This is a genomic window from Nocardioides guangzhouensis, from assembly GCF_004519545.1.
GTDB classification, from domain to species: domain Bacteria; phylum Actinomycetota; class Actinomycetes; order Propionibacteriales; family Nocardioidaceae; genus Nocardioides; species Nocardioides guangzhouensis.
Genome location: NZ_SDKM01000058.1, coordinates 1 through 18,088 on the forward strand (window position 1 = coordinate 1; position 18,088 = coordinate 18,088).

General features: G+C 73.8%; 21 protein-coding genes. 6 read left to right on the forward strand and 15 right to left on the reverse strand.

Features of this window, described 5'->3' with window-relative positions; translation table 11 throughout:
• A partial coding sequence (locus tag EKO23_RS25515; protein WP_167880613.1) for a hypothetical protein occupies positions 1 to 646 on the forward strand: 646 nt, incomplete at its 5' end.
• A gap of 20 nt (positions 647 to 666) precedes the next feature.
• Here EKO23_RS25515 and era read toward each other — a convergent pair.
• The 11 genes from era to EKO23_RS22900 all read right to left on the reverse strand — a co-directional run bounded on the left by era (position 667) and on the right by EKO23_RS22900 (position 10,551).
• On the reverse strand, positions 667 to 1,590 hold the full coding sequence (gene era / locus EKO23_RS22850) for a GTPase Era (protein ID WP_134720795.1): 924 nt from the start codon (positions 1,588 to 1,590) through the stop codon (positions 667 to 669).
• Positions 1,587 to 2,372, reverse strand: coding sequence for a siderophore-interacting protein (locus EKO23_RS22855; RefSeq protein WP_134720796.1), 786 nt, complete (start codon positions 2,370 to 2,372; stop codon positions 1,587 to 1,589). The genes era and EKO23_RS22855 overlap by 4 nt, the downstream gene beginning before the upstream one ends.
• Positions 2,373 to 2,381: 9 nt before the next feature.
• Positions 2,382 to 3,749: a tetratricopeptide repeat protein gene (locus tag EKO23_RS22860; protein ID WP_134720797.1), complete on the reverse strand. Its 1,368-nt coding sequence runs from the start codon at positions 3,747 to 3,749 to the stop codon at positions 2,382 to 2,384.
• A complete protein-coding gene (locus EKO23_RS22865) occupies positions 3,746 to 4,594 on the reverse strand; it encodes a hypothetical protein (protein WP_134720798.1) in 849 nt (282 codons plus the stop codon). Before EKO23_RS22865 ends, EKO23_RS22860 begins: the two co-directional genes overlap by 4 nt.
• Before the next feature lie 9 nt (positions 4,595 to 4,603).
• Positions 4,604 to 4,936: a cytidine deaminase gene (locus tag EKO23_RS22870; protein ID WP_134720799.1), complete on the reverse strand. Its 333-nt coding sequence runs from the start codon at positions 4,934 to 4,936 to the stop codon at positions 4,604 to 4,606.
• 12 nt (positions 4,937 to 4,948) lie between these two features.
• Positions 4,949 to 5,698, reverse strand: coding sequence for a hypothetical protein (locus tag EKO23_RS22875; protein WP_134720800.1), 750 nt, complete (start codon positions 5,696 to 5,698; stop codon positions 4,949 to 4,951).
• Positions 5,695 to 6,216 carry an RNA polymerase sigma factor gene (locus EKO23_RS22880; RefSeq protein WP_217702775.1) on the reverse strand — a complete coding sequence of 174 codons (522 nt, stop codon included), beginning with the start codon at positions 6,214 to 6,216 and terminating at the stop codon, positions 5,695 to 5,697. The genes EKO23_RS22875 and EKO23_RS22880 overlap by 4 nt, the downstream gene beginning before the upstream one ends.
• A gap of 208 nt (positions 6,217 to 6,424) precedes the next feature.
• Positions 6,425 to 7,774: a hemolysin family protein gene (locus EKO23_RS22885; protein WP_134720802.1), complete on the reverse strand. Its 1,350-nt coding sequence runs from the start codon at positions 7,772 to 7,774 to the stop codon at positions 6,425 to 6,427.
• Between the two features lie 25 nt (positions 7,775 to 7,799).
• Entirely contained in the window at positions 7,800 to 8,249 is a 450-nt protein-coding gene (ybeY, locus tag EKO23_RS22890; protein WP_134720803.1) for an rRNA maturation RNase YbeY, read from the reverse strand.
• Positions 8,246 to 9,289 (reverse strand): PhoH family protein, encoded by a 1,044-nt coding sequence (locus EKO23_RS22895; RefSeq protein ID WP_134720804.1) that lies wholly within the window; start codon positions 9,287 to 9,289, stop codon positions 8,246 to 8,248. Before EKO23_RS22895 ends, ybeY begins: the two co-directional genes overlap by 4 nt.
• A gap of 65 nt (positions 9,290 to 9,354) precedes the next feature.
• Positions 9,355 to 10,551, reverse strand: a complete 1,197-nt coding sequence (locus EKO23_RS22900) for a hypothetical protein (protein ID WP_246051264.1) — start codon at positions 10,549 to 10,551, stop codon at positions 9,355 to 9,357.
• 57 nt (positions 10,552 to 10,608) lie between these two features.
• Here EKO23_RS22900 and EKO23_RS22905 point away from each other — a divergent pair, with 57 nt between their 5' ends.
• A complete protein-coding gene (locus tag EKO23_RS22905; protein WP_134720805.1) occupies positions 10,609 to 10,872 on the forward strand; it encodes a hypothetical protein in 264 nt (87 codons plus the stop codon).
• Here the strand turns inward: EKO23_RS22905 and EKO23_RS22910 are convergent, their stop codons facing one another.
• Positions 10,873 to 11,226: a histidine triad nucleotide-binding protein gene (locus tag EKO23_RS22910; protein ID WP_134720806.1), complete on the reverse strand. Its 354-nt coding sequence runs from the start codon at positions 11,224 to 11,226 to the stop codon at positions 10,873 to 10,875.
• A gap of 166 nt (positions 11,227 to 11,392) precedes the next feature.
• Between EKO23_RS22910 and EKO23_RS22915 the strand changes: the two genes are divergently transcribed.
• From EKO23_RS22915 to EKO23_RS22925, 3 genes are read left to right on the forward strand one after another with little or no spacing between them, the layout of a single operon-like run.
• Positions 11,393 to 11,926: a SigE family RNA polymerase sigma factor gene (locus tag EKO23_RS22915; protein WP_246051265.1), complete on the forward strand. Its 534-nt coding sequence runs from the start codon at positions 11,393 to 11,395 to the stop codon at positions 11,924 to 11,926.
• A complete protein-coding gene (locus tag EKO23_RS22920) occupies positions 11,923 to 13,002 on the forward strand; it encodes a Gmad2 immunoglobulin-like domain-containing protein (protein WP_134720808.1) in 1,080 nt (359 codons plus the stop codon). Before EKO23_RS22915 ends, EKO23_RS22920 begins: the two co-directional genes overlap by 4 nt.
• Positions 13,003 to 13,033: 31 nt before the next feature.
• Positions 13,034 to 14,077 (forward strand): winged helix DNA-binding domain-containing protein, encoded by a 1,044-nt coding sequence (locus tag EKO23_RS22925; RefSeq protein ID WP_167880614.1) that lies wholly within the window; start codon positions 13,034 to 13,036, stop codon positions 14,075 to 14,077.
• Positions 14,078 to 14,139: 62 nt separating this feature from the next.
• Here EKO23_RS22925 and EKO23_RS22930 read toward each other — a convergent pair whose 3' ends face one another.
• From EKO23_RS22930 to hrcA, 3 genes are read right to left on the reverse strand one after another with little or no spacing between them, the layout of a single operon-like run.
• Positions 14,140 to 14,880 (reverse strand): 16S rRNA (uracil(1498)-N(3))-methyltransferase, encoded by a 741-nt coding sequence (locus EKO23_RS22930; RefSeq protein ID WP_134720810.1) that lies wholly within the window; start codon positions 14,878 to 14,880, stop codon positions 14,140 to 14,142.
• A gap of 4 nt (positions 14,881 to 14,884) precedes the next feature.
• Complete coding sequence (gene dnaJ / locus EKO23_RS22935; protein ID WP_134720811.1) at positions 14,885 to 16,057, reverse strand: molecular chaperone DnaJ; 1,173 nt, start codon at positions 16,055 to 16,057, stop codon at positions 14,885 to 14,887.
• Positions 16,058 to 16,090: 33 nt separating this feature from the next.
• Positions 16,091 to 17,113 carry a heat-inducible transcriptional repressor HrcA gene (gene hrcA / locus EKO23_RS22940; protein ID WP_134720812.1) on the reverse strand — a complete coding sequence of 341 codons (1,023 nt, stop codon included), beginning with the start codon at positions 17,111 to 17,113 and terminating at the stop codon, positions 16,091 to 16,093.
• Positions 17,114 to 17,216: 103 nt separating this feature from the next.
• Between hrcA and EKO23_RS22945 the strand changes: the two genes are divergently transcribed.
• Positions 17,217 to 18,068, forward strand: a complete 852-nt coding sequence (locus EKO23_RS22945; RefSeq protein ID WP_167880615.1) for an MBL fold metallo-hydrolase — start codon at positions 17,217 to 17,219, stop codon at positions 18,066 to 18,068.
• Positions 18,069 to 18,088: the final 20 nt, after the last annotated feature.

Genomic DNA, 18,088 nt, shown 5'->3' on the forward strand with positions numbered 1-18,088 from the left:
CACCATCACCGTCACCGCACCACCACCGACCGGCGGGACGCCCTCGTACCGCTCGAGCTCCTCGACCGGCAACGACGCCTGGGCGACAGCGGTCACCATCCCCGTTCCCGCCGGTGCCGCCAGTGGCGACGTCGTCGTGGCCGCCGTGGCCACCTGGGGCGCCAGTGCCAACGTGACCGCACCGGCGGGGTTCACGCTCAAGGGCACCTACACCGGCGTCAACAACGGTGGAGCCGACACCATCCGGATCTACTGGAAGCGCCTCACCGCCGCCGACACCGGCAGCTACCGGTTCTCCTGGAGCGGGGGGCGCTGGTCCTCCGGTCACGCGATAGCGGTCTCCGGGGCTGCCGCCAGTGGTGATCCGATCGAGGCCATCAACCAGGCAAGCGGTGCCTCGGCCACCACCTTCCCGACCACGAGCGTCACGACAGCGACCACGCCGCTGCTCGCGTGGTTCGGCCGCAACGACGAGCCCACGTCGCAACACACGCCTCCGACCGGCTTCACCGAGGTCCAGGACCGCGACTGCAGCACGATCGCCTACCGCCAGGCCACGGGCCCGGGCACCCACAGCGCCAGCGGCGCCACCTACACCGGAGCCACCAACCCTCTTCAGGCGGTTCTTGTCGCCATCAGGCCGTGAGCCAGTCGACCTGACAACGGTCAGAACCCCAGCCTGCGGAGCTGACGCGGGTCGCGCTGCCAGTCCTTGGCGACCTTGACGTGCAGGTCGAGGTAGACCGGCGTGCCCAGCATCGCCTCGATCTGCTGGCGGGCGGCGGTGCCGACCTCGCGCAGCCGGGACCCCTTGTGGCCGATCACGATCCCCTTCTGGGACTGCCGCTCCACGAAGAGGTTCGCGTGGATGTCGAGCAGCGGCTTGTCCTCCGGCCGGCCCTCGCGCAGCGCCATCTCCTCGACCACCACCGCGATCGAGTGCGGCAGCTCGTCGCGGACGCCCTCCAGCGCGGCCTCGCGGATCAGCTCCGCGGCGATCGACTCCTCCGGGGCGTCGGTGAGCTCCCCGTCGGGGTAGAGCGGCGGCCCCTCCGGCATCATTGCGACCAGCAGGTCGGCGAGCAGCTGGACCTGGTCGCCGGCCACCGCCGAGACCGGGACGATCTCGGCCCAGGTGGTGCCGGTCTCGGCCCCGAGCGCCTGGATCTCGAGCAGGTGCTCGGCGATCTGCTCCGGCGTCGCGAGGTCGGTCTTGGTGGCGACCGCGACCTTGGTGGTGCGGCGTACCTTCGCGAGCTCGTTGACGATGAACCGGTCGCCGGGGCCGATCTTCTCGTTGGCCGGGAAGCAGACCGCGACCACGTCGACCTCGGCCCACGTGGACTTCACGAGGTCGTTGAGACGCTCGCCGAGCAGCGTGCGCGGGCGGTGCAGCCCCGGCGTGTCGACCAGCACCAGCTGGGCGTCGTCGCGGTGCACGATGCCGCGGACCACGGTGCGGGTGGTCTGGGGACGCGAGCTGGTGATCGCGACCTTCGTGCCGACGAGTGCGTTGGTCAGGGTGGACTTGCCGGCGTTCGGCCGCCCTACGAACGACGCGAAGCCGCTCCGGAACGTCTGCTCGGTCATTCCCCGGCCTCCCTCGCGGCGTCGTACGCCGCCCAGATCTCGTCGTCGGTCCTGCCGGCGGCCTTGCCCTGCGTCCAGATCGGGCCGGGGTCCACGGCCCGCGGCTGCCGCTTCTGGCCGCCACCGCGCCAGTAGCCCATCACGTCGTACGCCGGGTGGGGCAGGCCGACCTCGCGCATCAGGTGCTTGCGGATCGCCCGCATCTGCGCGGACTCGCCGGCCATCCAGAAGTAGCCCTCGCCCTCCGGCCAGTCGATGCCACGCACGATCTCGGCGGTGGCCGACTCGGCGTCTGCGGGCGGGGCCAGCCAGGTGAGCTCGGCGTCGCCGGCGACGTACCCGTCGATCTCGCCGTCCGGGACCTCGGCCCACGCGCGCACCGGCACCCCGGGACCAGACTCGATGATCCGCGCCATCGCGGGCAGCGCGGTCAGGTCGCCGACCAGCAGCAGCCACTGCGCGGAGGCCGGCATGTCGAAGGAGCCCTTCGGCTCGGAGACGGTCACCGTGTCGCCGGCGCAGTCGCCGGAGGCCCACTCGGTGACCAGCCCGACGTCGTGCACGACCACGTCGAGGACCAGCTCGGCGCCGTCCCACGACCGGACCGTGTAGTAGCGGGTCTGGAACTGGCCGGGCACGGTCAGCGCGACCCACTCGTCGGGGATGCCGGTCGAGGCGAAGCCGGCCAGCCCGGCACCGCCGAGCCCCAGCCGGACGAAGTGGGTCGACAGCTGCTCGCGCCGCAGGACGTCGGCGGAGTACTGGGCTGCCCGGGTGCTCACCGCGCAAGGCTACCGAGGGAGCCGCCCGCTCCCCGCATCCGGCCGGGGCCTCAGCGGCCCGGCGGCACCACCCTCACCGGCCCGGGGGCCCGGGGGCCGGGTCGGCCGCGCGGTGCGGGCCAGCAGCGCGGTGTCCAGCGGGCTCTCGCGACGGTCGAGCCGGGCGGTGAGCCGGGTGGCGGCCTCGTCGAGCCGGCCGGCGCGCAGCAGCGCCTGGATGAGGGTGTCCTCCACGACCTCGCGCTGCGCGTGGGACCCGCCGTACCGCAGGAAGTGCGGCTCCTCGGCCAGCAGCAGGTCGCTGGCAACGGCGTGGTCGCCCTCGACGTACGACGCGAGGGCACGGGCCAGCCCCGGCAGCAGCTCGGCGCTCCCGGGCGCGGTGAAGCCGGCCGCGTTCGCCGCGAACCGGCGCAGGCCGTCGGCGTCGGAGGCGGTGGCCAGCCCGAGCGCGACGTGGACGCCCACGAACGTGAACGGAACCCTGTCGACCACCGGCGCGACGACCTGGGCCACCGGGGTCTCGGCCGGGTCGGCGCCGGGCCCCACCAGCCCGTGCATCTGGCAGCGCCACAGCATCGAGGTGCCGTCGACCAACCCGCCGGGACCGGCCCGTCGGGCGCAGTGGAGGTAGCGGTCGAGCGCGATCTCGTGGTTGCCGAGCGCGAGGTGGTGCAGGGCCGAGTGCCAGACGAGGTGGCTGCCGAAGTCGGCGTGCTGGTCGGTGCCGGGAAACCAGCCGTCGAGCCAGGCGGCGCCGGAGGCGTGGTCGCCGGCCTCGAAGTAGACGTGGGCCATCGGATGACCGCCGAGAAAGCCGCTCGGGTCCAGCGCCAGGGCCCGGGAGGCCAGCCCCTCCGCCTCGTCGAGCCGGTGCCGGTCCTGGGCCATCATCGCGCGGAAGCCGAGCAGGACGACGTGCTCCCCGACCGCCTCCTGGGTCCGCAGCGCCCGGGCCAGCGCCGCGTCCTGCGCGTCCGGGTCGGTCGACATCAGGGTCAGGAAGATCACCAGCTCGAGGCCGTAGAGGTCCTCGGGGAACCAGTCGTGGTGCCGCTCCCAGGACGGCCGGGCCGGCCACATGCCCTGGCTGGCCGTGGTGAGCACGCACTCGACGAACGAGCGCTCCCAGTCCTGGGCGGCGTTGCCCCGCCGCGCCGCCGCGAGCTCGGCCTCCACGTCGAACGGCGCGTCGGCGAACATCGCCTCGACGACGGCGGCGGCGTGGGCCACCGCGAGCGACGGGTCGGCGTCGAGCACCGCGCGCAGCGCGTCGGCGGTGCCGCTGAGCCTGCGCAGGTCGCGGTCGCGGTAGGCCCACCAGAGCGCGGCGGTGTCCGCGTCGGTGGAGAGCTGCAGCTCGTGCGCGGTGGTCACGTCCGCCTCAACGCCTCCCAGCCGGCCCGGTCCTGCACGGCCACGCCAGCGTACGCCGGCGCGCCCGCCTCGGCGGCGTCGACGGCGGCCAGCGCGGTCGACAGCTGGGCCTGGGTGAACCCCCAGAACGTCTGCTTGCGCGCAACCGGGTCGGGACCGAGGTCGTTGGTCTCGACGGCCAGCCGGGCCGGCTTGCCCGCCCGCGCCGCGGCTGCGAGCACGGCCTCGCCGACGGCGGTGATCGAGTCCGGTCCGGTCGCGGTGTTCCGGTAGCTCATGACCGTCACCGCGTCGACCCGGGTCAGCACGGCGTCGTCGAGACGTCCCTCGGGCACGGCCACGGTGTCCAGCCAGAACGCGACGTCCGCCTCGCAGCGCAGGGCGGTGGCGCCGCAGGAGGCGGCCAGGAGGTCGAGGTAGCGACCGAGCACGGCGTCGCGTCCCGGGCCGTCCCAGTCGGGGTGCAGCCACGGCTCGACGTCGAGGTGCACCCCGTCGAAGAGCCCGGTGCCGAGGGCGGCCGCCTGCCAGCGCAGCGCCGCCGCGTGGTCGTCGATCCACGTCGTCTCGCTCCCCAGGGCATGCACCCGGATCCCCGCGGCGCTCGCCTGGGTGCGCAGGGTGCGGAACCACGGGAGCTGGCCGGACGTGGGGAGGTCGGTGGGCACGCTCACGAAGAGGTCCTGCACCCCGTTGCGGGTGGCGAACGCGACCAGGCCCTTGACCTGCGGCCGGTCCCACACCCACATCGCCCGCTGCGCCGGGGCGGCCGCCCGTGCGCCGGGCGACACCGTGCAGGCCAGGGCCGCGACCAGGGCGACCACGAGGATCCGCAGTGCGCGCATGCCGGGAGACTATCCCTCGCGGAGCGCGCCCGCCGGGTCTCCGAGGTGGACCACCACCCCGTCGCCGCCGAACTCGCGCAGGGCGGCCGCGTCCGCTTCCGCGATCGCGGTCGCCTCCGAGAGCAGGACCGCCGCCTCGAGCCCGCGTGAGCCCGACGCGTGGGCCATCGCCACGCAGACCTGGAGAGCCGACAGCGCGAGCGAGGGCAGCGCCACCGACGCGGCGGCGTACGTCCGGCCGTCGGTGTCGCGCACCGCCGCCCCCTCGGCCGCCCGGGTGCGGGCACGGGTGGCGCGGGCGAGCGTGACGAGCTTGGCGTCCTCTGGCGACAGGTCGGTCATGCCGCCATCGTCTCAGCCGGTCGGTGCGACTCCGGGGCTCGGGTCCAGCGACGGCCCGGGCGACGGTGACGGCGACACGTCCGTGCCCGGCGGGGTGGCCGGGTCCTGGGGCGGCGACGCGCCGTCGCTGGGCTGGCCCGCCGAGGGGGTCTCGCTGGGCGAGGTGGACGGGGACGGCGACGCGGAACCGCTTGCCGACGGGGTCTCGGTGACCTCGTCCTGCGGGCTCGGCTCGGACGGCTGGCGCGGCGGCCCGCTTCGTGGCGGTGTCCGCCACGTCCACGTGCGCGGCGCGGGCTGCGGCACCACCACGAGGGGAGTCTTCTCGACGCCGGGGGCGCCGCCGCGTTCCCCGTCCGTCGAGTGCGGAACCTGGAAGGGCAGGTGGTGCTCGCTGAAGTCCGCAATCGCGTCCTGGAGCGGGCTCGGCAGCTCGTTGGCCGCGGCGGCCAGGCCGGTCCCGGTCGCGGTGACCAGCAGCGCGGCGGCGGCGACCGCAGCGATCATCCAGCCGGTCAGCCGGCGCCCCCTCGGGTGGTGGGCCCTCGTGCTGGCCGCGTCGGCCAGCCGGACCACCGTGGCGTCCGGATCGTCCGCCCCGCTGGTGTCCTCCCCCGCGCCCGGACCCTGCGGAAACGTCGCGTCGCCGAGCAGCGACGCCAGGGCGGGCGACGGGGCGGGCACCGTCGTCTCCGGCAGGGCGGCCAGCTCCGCGAGGAACCGCTGCACCTCCGGGCTGTCCGCCTCGAGTCGCTCGATCACGACGTCGCACCACCTTCCAGGATCTCGCGGAGGGCCAGGAGGCCCCGCCGCTGCAGCTGCTTGACCGCGCCGGGACTGCGTCCCAGCACCCGCGCGGTCTCGCCTACCGAGAGGTCGGCCAGCACCCGCAGGGTGATCACCGACCGCTGTCCGTCGTTGAGCTGGGCCAGCACGTCGCGGAGGTACGACGCCCGCTCGTCGAGCGCGTCGTGCTCGGCCGAGGCGGCCGCCCGCCGGTCCCGGTCGGGGTCGTACGGCGCCTGGCGGGGCCGCCGCGCCCGCCGGCGTACCTCGTCCACCGAGCGGGCGTGCGCCACCGAGAACACGAACGTCCGCACCCCGGCCACGCCCCCCTTGAGGGCGGACAGCCGCGGCAGCACGTGCAGGAAGACCTCGTTGGTGAGGTCCTCCGGGTCCTCCGCACCGTGGGCCAGGAGGAACGCCTGGACCGTCGGCGCGAGGGCGCGGTAGACGACGCCGAGGGCGTACTGGTCGCCGCGCGCTGCGTCCGCCAGCACCTCCTCGGTGAGTTCGTCGACCAGGCTGCTCGTGGTGGCCCCCTGCGCTCGTGGCGTGGTGGGACCGGGAGTGCCCCACCACGCCAGGTCGGGCGTCAGATGCCGCCGTCGCCGACGCGGTTCCCCCGGTCCTCATACGAGTTCACCACGAAGGCGCCCGATCGTCATCTGCCACGGAGATCGACCCCCAGGGATCCCCGTGGCGTCGTCACTTCGGCGACGGGACCTCTGACGCCCCTCCGACCGGGTAATCGTCGGCCGAGCCCTTGCGGTTACGCGTCTGGTCGGATTCGTCGTCGACGCGGGTGATCCGGACGGTGCCGACCCGGTTGCGACGGCCGGTCGGCGCCTCGGCCTCGAAGTGGAGGCCGTGCGCCTCTACCCCGGACCCGGGGATCGGCACCCGTCCGAGGTACATCGCCATCAGGCCGCCGACGCTGTCGACCTCCTCCTCCGGCGTGACCGTGAAGCCGGGGAACAGCTCGTCGAGGTCGTCGACCGGGTAGCGCGAGGAGACCCGGACGCTGCCGTCCTCGAGGACGACGGTCTCGATCTCGGCCTCGTCGTACTCGTCGGTGATCTCGCCGACGATCTCCTCGAGGATGTCCTCGATGGTCACCAGGCCCGCGGTGCCGCCGTACTCGTCGACCACGACCGAGATGTGCTGCCGGCGGGCCTGCATCTCCGAGAGCATCGCGTCGACGGGTTTGGAGTCCGGCACCCAGTGCACCGGCCGCATCACGGTGTCGATCCGCTCGGTGGTCTCGGCGTCGGCGTTCTCGAAGATGCGACGGGTGACGTCCTTGAGGTAGGCGAAGCCGACCACGTCGTCGAGGTTCTCACCGATGACCGGCACCCGCGAGAAGCCGCTGCGCAGGAACAGGGACATGGTCTGCCGGAGGTTCTTGTGGCGCTCGATGAACACCACGTCGTTGCGCGGCACCATCACCTCGCGGACCGTCGTGTCGCCGAGCTCGAAGACCGAGTGGATCATCTTGCGCTCGCCGGACTCGATCACCGCCGAGGCCTCGGCCAGGTCGACGAGCTCGCGCAGCTCGGTCTCCGTGGAGAACGGGCCCTCGCTGAAGCCGCGGCCGGGGGTGAGCGCGTTGCCGACCACGATCAGCAGCCGTGGCAGGGGCCCGAGGATCCGGGTGACAGCCGTGAGCGGGCCGGCCGACCAGAGGGCGACCGGGGTGGCGTGCTGGCGGCCGAGGGTGCGCGGGCCGACGCCGATCACCACGAACGAGACGACCAGCATGGTGCCGACCGAGATCAGCACCGCGGACCACCAGCCGTCGGTGCGCACGGTCACGAACTGGGTGACCAGCACGATCGCGGAGACCTCGCAGAACAGGCGCAGGAAGAGCGCGGTGTTGAGGTAGCGGGCGGGGTCGTCGAGGATCGCGAGCAGCGCGCGCGAGCCGGCCTTGCCCTCGGCCGCGATCTCCTCGGCCCGGGCACGGGAGAACGACGCGAGGGCGGCCTCGGCGGCGGAGAACAGCCCGGCGAGGACGATGAGGGCGGCGGCGGAGACCGCGAGCCAGGCGGGGCTCATCGGCGCTCCCCCGGATGTCGGTCCATCAGCGGGCGCGCCACTCGTCGAGCAGCTGGGCCTGGAGGCCGAACATCTCCTCGTGCTCCTCCGGCTCGGCGTGGTCGTAGCCGAGCAGGTGCAGGATGCCGTGGACCGTGAGCAGCTCGATCTCGGCCTCGGTGGAGTGGCCGGCCGTGGCCGCCTGCCGCTCGGCGACGACCGGGCACAGCACCAGGTCGCCGAGCATGCCCTCCTCGGGCTCCTCGTTGACCAGCCCGGGCCGCAGCTCGTCCATCGGGAAGGCGAGCACGTCGGTCGGGCCCTCCTTCTCCATCCACTTCTCGTTGAGGCCCGCGATGGTGTCCTCGTCGACCGCCTTGATGCACAGCTCGGCCTGCGGGTGCACCCGCATCTGGTCCATCACGAACCGGCTGAGCTGCGAGAGGGCCTGGACGTCGAGCTCGTGACCGGACTCGTTGAGCACCTCGATGGTCACGGGCGGCGCCCGTCGCGCGAGCCCGGCTGCCGCGCCTGGTGGGCCTCGGCGCGCGCGTCGAACTCGTCGTACGCCGCGACGATCCGGCCGACGAGCCGGTGCCGGACCACGTCGTGGCTGTTGAGGCGGTTGAAGACGACATCCTCGACGCCGTCGAGGATGTCCTCCACCACGCGCAGGCCGGACTTCACGCCGCCGGGCAGGTCGATCTGGGTGACGTCGCCGGTGACCACGATCTTGGAGCCGAAGCCGAGCCGGGTCAGGAACATCTTCATCTGCTCCGGCGAGGTGTTCTGCGCCTCGTCGAGGATGATGAACGCGTCGTTGAGGGTGCGGCCGCGCATGTAGGCCAGCGGAGCCACCTCGATGGTGCCCGCGGCCAGCAGCTTGGGGATGGTCTCGGGGTCGAGCATGTCGTGCAGCGCGTCGTAGAGCGGGCGCAGGTAGGGGTCGATCTTCTCGCTGAGCGTGCCGGGCAGGAACCCGAGCCGCTCCCCCGCCTCGACCGCCGGCCGGGTCAGGATGATCCGGTTGACGTTCTTGGACTGCAGCGCCTGCACGGCCTTGGCCATCGCCAGGTAGGTCTTGCCGGTGCCGGCGGGGCCGATGCCGAAGGTGATCGTGTGCTTGTCGATCGAGTCGACGTACCGCTTCTGGTTGAGCGTCTTGGGCCGGATCGTGCGCCCTCGGTTGGACAGGATGTTGAGGCTGAGCACGTCGGCGGGTCGCTCGGTGGTCTCGGCACGCAGCATCGCGATCACGCGTTCGACGGTCTCGGTGGAGACGCCCTGCCCGGTCCGGATCAGCGTGACCAGCTCGTCGAGCAGGCGCTCGACCAGCGCGATCTCGCCGGGCTCGCCCTGGAGGGTGATCTGGTTGCCGCGGACGTGGACGTCGGCGGAGAAGGACCGTTCGATGAGCGCCAGGTGCTCGTCGCCCGGTCCGAGCACACTCACCATGTCGATGCTGGCCGGGACGACCACGGTGTGCCTGGTGGTGTGCTTGGTGGTGGCGCCGGCGTGGCTCTGGGTGTCTGTCATCGTGCCTTCATGCTACGGCGAAGGCCGCGCTCGCACACAACGAGTTGCATTCCCCGCCCTCGTGCTCAGGGGCGGGTGACCAGCAGGATCCCGAGGCACATCTCGTCGGTGGTGCCCTCGCCCCACACGACGTACCGCTCGGGCTGGCCGTCGAAGGCCGGCAGCCGGTCGCGCAGCGACTGGTCGTGCCGGCAGGTGACGGTGAGGTCGTCGCCCGCCTTCACCTCCACCGGCGGGACCGGCCGGCTCTTCTGGTCGTCGAAGTTCCAGACCGGGATGTCGAGGACCTTCCTGCCGTTCACCTGCACCGAGATCGCCCGGCCGAGCAGGTGCATGTGTCCGGCGGCGGCCCGGATCGTCATCGGGGCGTTCGCCTTGCGGGTGCAGGTCTGCACCGGCCCGACGGGTTCGGCCCCGCACAGCACGTGCAGGAGGTCGCCGAGGGCACCGGCCCGCTCGCCGAACCGGGCCTTCACGTCGGCCATCGCCGCCGCCCGGCCGCACAGCGGCCCGGTCTTCCCGGGCCGGCAGGGCAGCTCGACCGGGGCCGGAAGCAGGACGGTCTCGAGCGGCTTCAGGTCCTGGCTGCCCGGGGCCAGGCGAAGCCGGGCGGCGCTGGTGTCGGGCTCGGTCCCGGCCAGCAGGTTGTAGTGCACCTGCATGACCACCTGGGTGCCGGCGGCGAGCGGGACGCCGTACCCCTTCTGGTGAACAGTCCCGCCACCACCGGGCGCCCAGGCGCCGATCCACGGGGCCCGGTCGATCGAGTCGCCGACGGCACCGACGCCGGAGCCGCCGAAGCAGGTCCAGCCCTGGCCCTCGGAGCCGGCGTCGATCCGCTTCGCCTCGGCCACCTGCCCGGGCGGCACCTGGAACAGGATCACGTGGTGCACGACGTCGGGGTTGCCGGGCAGCACGTCGATGCCGGTCAGGAACGCGTCCTCGGTCAGCCCGGGGTCGAGGAGGAAGCAGCGGTAGTCGTCGGTGCCCTTGCCGGTCGGCGCGGAGGGGGTGTACGGCGCGGGCATGCGGAGGTCGAGGAAACGCTCGCCGGCGCGCAGAGGGCGGGCCTTCACCGGCTCGGTGCCCCCGTGACCGTGGCCGGCGTCCGTGCTCTCCGAGGGCGTGGTGGTCCCGGGGTCGTGGCCGGCCTCGGCCCCGGGGTGCCCGTTGTCGGCCCCACCGGAGTCGCCGGTGCCGCAGCCCGCGACCAGCAGGCCAAGGGCCGCGGCGGCGGCCGCGACGCGGGAGCGGCGGTTCACGCATTCATGCTGTCACGGAACCCGCCCGCGCCGTACCCTGACAGCGAGGAGGGGGAGATGTCCGACCGCAGGCTCGAGCCGTCCGGGGACCCGGGGCACGACGAGACGCAGCCTGCGTGGCAGCCGCCCGCGATGCCCGCCGACCAGGCCCGGCTCGGCCTCGACCGCAACACCGTCGAGGGCGCGTGGATCGAGTTCGCCTCGTCGCTCGACCGCCGCAAGCCGGCGCACCGGGTGGTCGCCTGGGTGCTCCTGCTCCTCATCGGCGGGCCGCTGCTGCTCGCGGCCGCCCAGCAGGTCGCGTCGTTCTGGCCCCTGTGATCAGCCCGGAGGCCACCCCATCGTCCGGCCGCCGAGCACGTGCAGGTGCGCGTGGAACACGGTCTGGTGCGCCTGCGCGCCGGTGTTGAGCACCATCCGGTAGCCGGCGTCGAGCCCCTCCCGGTCGGCCACCGCCCGCGCCGCGTGGAACAGGTCGACTGCCGCGTCCGGCTCCCCCGCCGCGAGCTCCGCGGCGTTCGGGAAGTGGCTGCGCGGGATCACCAGCACGTGCGTGGGCGCCTGCGGGCTGAGGTCGCGGAAGGCCACCGAGTGGTCGGTCTCGTGCACGACGTCGGCCGGGACCTCCCCGGCGACGATCTTGCAGAAGATGCAGTCCGGGTCGGGGGTGCTCATGGCGCCGAGCATAGGCGGACCCGTTGCCGGGGCGGCGTACGAGATTTCCGGCCCGGCGTGTGAACCCCCGGACGGGGTCGGGCGTGGAACTACCGTGAACACGGACACCGTCTCCGCCCGCAGGCCCCGCCCCGGGGCCGGTGCGGGTCGACGAGGGGAGGCCGGGGTGACCGTCCGCCCGCTCGTGGACGCCGACACGTGCGTCGAGCAGCTGTACGCCGCCCACTGGCGGTCGCTGGTCCGGCTGAGCCTGCTGCTGGTGCACGACGTCGGCACCGCCGAGGAGGTGGTGCAGGACGCGTTCGTCGCGATGCACGGGCGCTGGTCGAGGTTGCGCGAGCCGGACAGGGCGCTGGCCTACCTCCGCCAGGCCGTGGTGAACCGCTCCCGCTCCGCGCTGCGGCACCGCGCGGTCGTCGAGCGGCACGCCCGTCGCGAGGGCGGCCTCGCCGTCGCGCACGGGGCGGGCGCGGACGACGCGTCCCTGGCCGCCGCACGCCGCGACGCGGTGCTGGACGCGATGCGCGCGCTCCCCACCCGCCAGCGCGAGGTGCTCGCGCTGCGCTACTACCTCGACCTGTCCGAGGTGGAGATCGCCGAGGCGCTGGGCATCAGCACCGGCGCCGTGAAGAGCCACGCGTCCCGCGGCGCCGCCGCGCTGCGGGACCGCCTCGGGACCGACCGGGAGGACCTCCGATGAGCCGGCACGACGAGCACGAGGACGTGCGCCGCGCCCTGCACGACGCGGTCGACGACGTCGAGCCGCGCCCGGGCATCCACACCATCCGGGCCCGCACGGCGCAGCCGCACCGCGACCGCCGGCCGTGGCTGCTCGGCGCGTTCGGCGCGGCGGTCGCCACCGCGGCCGTCGTCGCGGGCGTGGCGGTGCTCGGCAACGACCCCTCCCCCCGCGCCGACCGCGACCCCGCCGCGACCACGAGCCCGGACACCTCGCCCACGCCCTCGACCGGCACCGCGGGGACCGGGGAGCCCGCCCCGAGCCCGAGCGACGGTGGCTCGGACGGAAGCTCCGACGAGGTCGTGGCCGCGCCGGTCTACCTGGCGGGCGACACGCCGCAGGGCGTCCGCCTCTACCGCGAGTTCCGACCCGTGGCCGCGGACGACCGCCTGCGCGCGGCCGCGAACCTCGCGGTCCGCGGCGACCCGGTCGACCCCGACTACCGCACGCTGTGGCCGGCGGGTGCCGAGCTGTCCACGGTGTCCTTCGACGGGGTGGGCAGCTCCGGCCTGATCTCGGTCACCCTGGCCTCCCCGTCGCTGCGCGAGCGCCCGGCCGGGATGTCCGAGGCGCAGGCCGGGCTTGCCGTGCAGCAGGTCGTCTACACGCTCCAGGGCGTGGTCGGCGCCCGCGCCCCGGTGCAGTTCCGGCTCGACGGCAACCCCGTCGACCAGGTGCTCGGCGTGCCCACGTCCGAGCCGATCACCAACGCCCCGCAGCCCGAGGTCCTCGCGCAGGTCAACGTCACCGAGCCCGAGCAGGGTGCCGAGGCCAGCGGCCGGCTCCTGGTGAGCGGGGTCGCGGACTCGTTCGAGGCCACGGTGCCGCTGCAGGTACGCCGCGGCGGCGTGGTGGTCCTGCAGGGCTTCGCGACCGCGCAGGGCTGGGGCGGCCGGCTCTACCCCTGGACGACGACCCTCGACATCTCCGGACTGCCACCCGGTGACTACACCCTGGTCGCCTCCACCGACGACCCGTCGGGCGGCGAGGGCGGTGGCCCGCAGGTGGACACCAAGGACTTCACGATCCCGGGCTGAACCGTCGGCGCCACGCCCTAGGGTGAGGCGCGTGCAGCTGACCGCCCGCGACCTCAACCGCACCCTGCTCGCCCGGCAGCACCTGCTGGAGCGCACCACCCTGCCCGTGCCCGACCTGGTGCGGCACCTGGTCGGGCTGCAGGCCCAGGAGAACCTCCCGCCGTACCTCTCGCTCGCGGCACGGCTCGACGACCTCGACCCGTACGCCGTGTCCCGCCGCCTCGAGGACCGGTCGCTGGTCCGGCTGCTCACGCTGCGCGGCACCATCCACCTCCTGGTCCCCGAGGACGCGCTGGCGCTGCGCCCGTGGACCCAGCCCGTGCAGGACCGGGAGCGCACGGTGAGTCAGAACAGCCGGCCGGGGCTGCACCTGCCCGCCGACGAGGTGACGGCGGCGGTCGACGCGGCGCTGGCCGACGGCCCGCTGCCGGTCAAGGCCCTCGGCGAGGCGATGACCACCGCCTTCCCCGGCGTACCGCCGAACGCCCTAGGCCACCTGGCCCGGGTCGACGTACCGCTGGCCCAGCTGCCGCCGCGGGGCTGCTGGAAGCAGTCCGGCGGCGTGGTCTACCAGCGCGTCGACCGCTGGCTCGACCGGCCGATGGGCACGCTCGACGTCGAGGACCTCGTGCGCCGCTACCTGCGTGCCTTCGGGCCGGCCACCGCGGCCGACATGACCGCTTGGTCGGGCCGCACCCGCCTGGGTCCGGTGCTGAACGCGATGGATGACCTGGTCCGGCACACCGGTCCCGACGGTCGGCCGGTCTTCGACGTGCCCGAGGGCGAGATCGTGCCCGGGGACACCCCGGCGCCGGTGCGGCTGCTGGGCAGCTACGACAACGTCTGGCTCGCGCACGCCAAGCGGGACCGGGTCACCGCCCCGGAGAAGCGCAGCGGGTGGATGGGCCCGAACGGCGGCAACGCGGCCACCGTCTTCGTCGACGGCATGCTCGAGGGGCTGTGGCGGGTCGAGGACGGCCGGGTCCGCACCCAGCTGTTCCGCGCCCTCAGCGGGCGTGAGCGGTCCGACCTCGACGACGAGGTGGCCCGGGTGGAGGCGCTGCTCGCGCTCTGATCCACCCCCGCTGGTCGAGGAGGGCGCTCTGGGCCCGTCTCGAGACCAGGGCCCGCAGCGCCTCAGGACCAGCGCGGCGTATGGGACAGCAGGGCGGCGACCGCGGCGACGCCGGCGGTCGAGGTGCGCAGCACCTCGGCACCGAGCCGGACTGCGCGCACCCCGGCCTCGTCGAAGGCTGCGAGCTCGTCGTCGGTGAGCCCGCCCTCGGGCCCGACCACCACCACGACCGACCCGGTCGAGGGCACCTCGAGCGCCACGAACGGCAGGGCGGCCGCCTCGTGCAGCACCACCGCCAGGTCCGCGCCGGCGACCAGGCCGGCCACCTCGGCGGTGGTGGCCAGAGGCGCGACCTCGGGGAACCACCAGCGCCGGGCCTGCTTCGCCGCCTCCCGCGCGGTTGCCGCCCACTTCGCCTGCGACTTCGCGGCCCGCTCGCCGCGCCACACCGCGACCGACCGGGACGCCGCCCAGGGCACGATCGCGGCAGCACCGATCTCGGTCAGCATCTCGACCGCGAGCTCGCCCCGGTCCCCCTTCGGCAGCGCCTGGACGACCGTCACCGAGGGCTCGGCCGGCGGCAGCGTGGCGACCTCGGCGACGGTCACCGAGAACACCCGCTTGCCCGTGTCGGCGACCAGGCCCTCGGCCCGGGTCCCGGAGCCGTCGGTGAGGACGACCCGCGATCCGGCCCGCAGCCTGCGTACGGCGACGGCGTGGTGCGCCTCGTCGCCGGTGACCTCGACGACGTCCCCGGCGGCGACGCCGGACAGCGACGGCACCAGGTGGACCGGCAGGCTCATCGGCTCAGTGCGCGTTGAAGGCGTCGCGCAGCCGGCCGAACACCGACTTGTGGGTCGGGCGGATGCTGCCGTCCGGCGACTCCTCGCCGCGGATCGCCGCCAGCTCGCGCAGCAGCTCCTCCTGCCGCGGGTCGAGCTTCGTCGGGGTGTCCACCACGACGCTGACCACGAGGTCGCCGCGACCGACGCCGCGGAGCCCCGGGACGCCGCGGGCCTTGATGGTCTGGGTGGTGCCCGACTGGGTGCCCGGGCGCACCTCCAGCGGGAACGACTTCTCCAGCTCCGGGTCGTCGCCGCCGAGGTCCGCCTCCAGCGTCGGGACGGTGAGCGTGGTGCCCAGGGCGGCGGCCGTCATCGGCACCGAGACCGTGCAGTGCAGGTCGTTGCCGTGCCGGGTGAACGTCGGGTGCTGGGTGACGTGGATCTCGACGAACAGGTCGCCGGGCGGACCGCCGCCGGGGCCGACCTCGCCCTGCTCGGTCAGCTGGACCCGGGTGCCGTTGTCGACGCCGGCCGGGATCTTCACCGTGAGCGTACGGCGGGAGCGGACCCGGCCCTCGCCGGAGCACTCGCGGCAGGGGTCGGGGATGATCGTGCCGAACCCGCGGCAGGCCGCGCAGGGCCGCAGCGTACGGATCTCGCCGAGGAACGACCGCTGCACGTGGGCGACCTCGCCAGCACCGTGGCAGGTCTCGCAGGTCACCGGCTGCGACCCGGGCGCCGCCCCGGCGCCGTGGCAGGTCTCGCAGGTCACCGCGGTGTCGACCTTGAGCTCGCGGGTCACGCCGAACGCCGCCTCGGCCAGCTCCACCTCGAGCCGGATCAGGGCGTCCTGGCCGCGGCGTACGCGCGGTCGCGGTCCGCGACCCTGGGCGCCGGCCGCGCCACCACCGCCGAAGAACGCGTCCATGATGTCGGTGAACGAGAAGCCGGCGCCCTGGCCGAAGCCGCCGGCGGCACCGCCGAACGGGTCACCACCACGGTCGTACGCCGCCCGCTTCTGCGGGTCGCTGAGCACCTCGTAGGCCCGGGAGACCTCCTTGAACCGCTCCTGGGTCTCCGGGTCGGGGTTCACGTCGGGGTGCAGCTGCCGCGCGAGCTTGCGGTAGGCCTTCTTGATCGTGTCCGCGTCAGCGTCGCGGGGCACGCCGAGGAGGTCGTAGGGGTCCTGGCTCATGGGTGCTCGTGGGTCTCTTCCGGGAGTCGGTGGTCAGGATTCGTCGAGGATCCGCGACACGTAGCGCGCGACCGCGCGGACCGCGGCCATGGTGCCGGGATAGTCCATGCGGGTCGGGCCGACGATGCCGAGGGAGGCCAGCGCCTGCTCACCGGGGCCGTACCCAGTGGCGACGACGCTGGTCGAGGCAAGCTCCTGGTAGGGGCCCTCGCCACCGATGCGCACGGTGACCAGGCCGCCGGTGCCCGCCTCGCCGAGCAGCTTGAGCAGCACCACGTGCTCCTCCAGCGCCTCGAGCAGCGGGCGGATGGTGGTGTCGAAGCCCTCGCCGAAGCGGGTCAGGTTGGCGGTGCCGCCCACGGCGACGCGCTCGTCGGACCGATGGTCCGACATCGCCTCGACCAGGGTCGCCACGACCGCGCCGACCGTCGTACGCCGCTCGTGGGCGACCTCGTCGGGCACCCGGGCGAGCCGGGTCGCAGCCTCCGCGATCACCTCGCCGACGGCGGCCAGGTTGACCCGGCTGCGCAGGTCGGCGAGCTGGTCGTCGTCGAGCTCGACGGGGAGCTCGACCAGCCGCTGCTCGACCCGGCCGGTGCTGAGGATCAGCACCACCAGCAGCCGGTGCGGGGTCAGCGCGACCACCTCGACGTGGCGGACGGTGCTGCGGGAGAGCGTGGGGTACTGGACGACCGCGACCTGGCGGGTCAGCTGCGAGAGCAGCCGCACGCTGCGCTGCACCACGTCGTCGAGGTCGACGGCGCCGTCGAGGAAGGACGCGATCGCGCGCTTCTCGGCCGCGCTCATCGGCTTGACCGTGGTCAGCTTGTCCACGAACAGGCGGTAGCCCTTGTCGGTCGGCACCCGGCCGGCGCTGGTGTGGGGCTGCATGATGAAGCCCTCCTCCTCCAGCACCGCCATGTCGTTGCGGACGGTCGCCGGCGAGACCCCGAGCTGGTGGCGGTCGACGAGGGCCTTGGACCCCACCGGCTCCTCGGTGGAGACGTAGTCCTCGACGATGGCCCGCAGCACGGCGAGCCGGCGGTCCTCGACCATCTCTCCTCCGCTCCGCTCGTCTGGCCCGTCCGGGCACCTCGGTCCGACCCGTGCACTCTGGCACTCGGTACGACTGAGTGCCAATCCTACTAGGCTGCTGGCCATGACCGACTTCACCGAGGTCGCGGACCGGGTCTGGGTCGCGCACCACGACTGGATGCACGTCAACATCACGCTGGTCGGGGGCGACGGCGGCCTGGTGATGGTCGACACCCACTCCTCCGAGCGGGTCGCGCGGCAGGTCGCGGACGACGTACGCCGGCTCGGGGCCGGGCCGTTGACAGCGGTCGTGAACACGCACGAGCACTGGGACCACACGTTCGGCAACGTGGTCATGCTGGAGGAGTTCGGGACGATCCCGATCATCGCCCACGAGTGGGCGGCCGAGCACACCGTCCAGTCCGGCGAGTGGGCGAAGAAGCGGTTCGAGGAGAACCGCGACGACCCGCACGCCGACGAGGTGCTCGAGACCCGCATCCTCGCGGCGGACACGGCGTTCTCATCGGCCCGCGCCCTCGACCTCGGCGACCGGCAGGTCGAGCTCATCCACCCCGGCCGCGGTCACACCGCCGGCGACCTGGTGGTGCGGGTGCCCGACGCCGACGTGCTGGTGGGCGGCGACCTCGTCGAGGAGTCCGACCCGCCGTTCATGGGTGACGACAGCTACCCCTTCGACTGGCCGGCCAGCCTGGACCTGGTCCTCGGCCTGCTCACCGACGCCTCCGTCGTGGTGCCCGGGCACGGCAAGCTCGTCGACCGGGCCTTCGTGCACGACCAGCGCACCGACCTCGGTGTGATCGCCGAGACCATCCGCGACCTCGCGGGCCGCGGCGTACCCGTCGACCGGGCGCTGGAGGCGGGCGAGTGGCCGTGGGAGCCGCGGCTCCTCGAGCACGCCGTTCGCCGCGGCTACGAGCACCTCCCCCGCTCCGCGAAGCACCTCCCCCTCCTCTGACTGTGAGGATTCCCTTCGCA

Coding starts and splice junctions, on each gene's coding strand:
- EKO23_RS22945 (WP_167880615.1), top strand. CDS start 17,217: ATGACCGACTTCACCGAGGTCGCGGACCGGGTCTGGGTCGCGCACCAC.
- EKO23_RS22885 (WP_134720802.1), bottom strand. CDS start 7,774: ATGAGCCCCGCCTGGCTCGCGGTCTCCGCCGCCGCCCTCATCGTCCTC.
- EKO23_RS22895 (WP_134720804.1), bottom strand. CDS start 9,289: ATGACAGACACCCAGAGCCACGCCGGCGCCACCACCAAGCACACCACC.
- EKO23_RS22930 (WP_134720810.1), bottom strand. CDS start 14,880: ATGAGCCTGCCGGTCCACCTGGTGCCGTCGCTGTCCGGCGTCGCCGCC.
- EKO23_RS22865 (WP_134720798.1), bottom strand. CDS start 4,594: ATGCGCGCACTGCGGATCCTCGTGGTCGCCCTGGTCGCGGCCCTGGCC.
- hrcA (WP_134720812.1), bottom strand. CDS start 17,113: ATGGTCGAGGACCGCCGGCTCGCCGTGCTGCGGGCCATCGTCGAGGAC.
- era (WP_134720795.1), bottom strand. CDS start 1,590: ATGACCGAGCAGACGTTCCGGAGCGGCTTCGCGTCGTTCGTAGGGCGG.
- EKO23_RS22910 (WP_134720806.1), bottom strand. CDS start 11,226: ATGAGCACCCCCGACCCGGACTGCATCTTCTGCAAGATCGTCGCCGGG.
- EKO23_RS22870 (WP_134720799.1), bottom strand. CDS start 4,936: ATGACCGACCTGTCGCCAGAGGACGCCAAGCTCGTCACGCTCGCCCGC.
- EKO23_RS22905 (WP_134720805.1), top strand. CDS start 10,609: ATGTCCGACCGCAGGCTCGAGCCGTCCGGGGACCCGGGGCACGACGAG.
- dnaJ (WP_134720811.1), bottom strand. CDS start 16,057: ATGAGCCAGGACCCCTACGACCTCCTCGGCGTGCCCCGCGACGCTGAC.
- EKO23_RS22920 (WP_134720808.1), top strand. CDS start 11,923: ATGAGCCGGCACGACGAGCACGAGGACGTGCGCCGCGCCCTGCACGAC.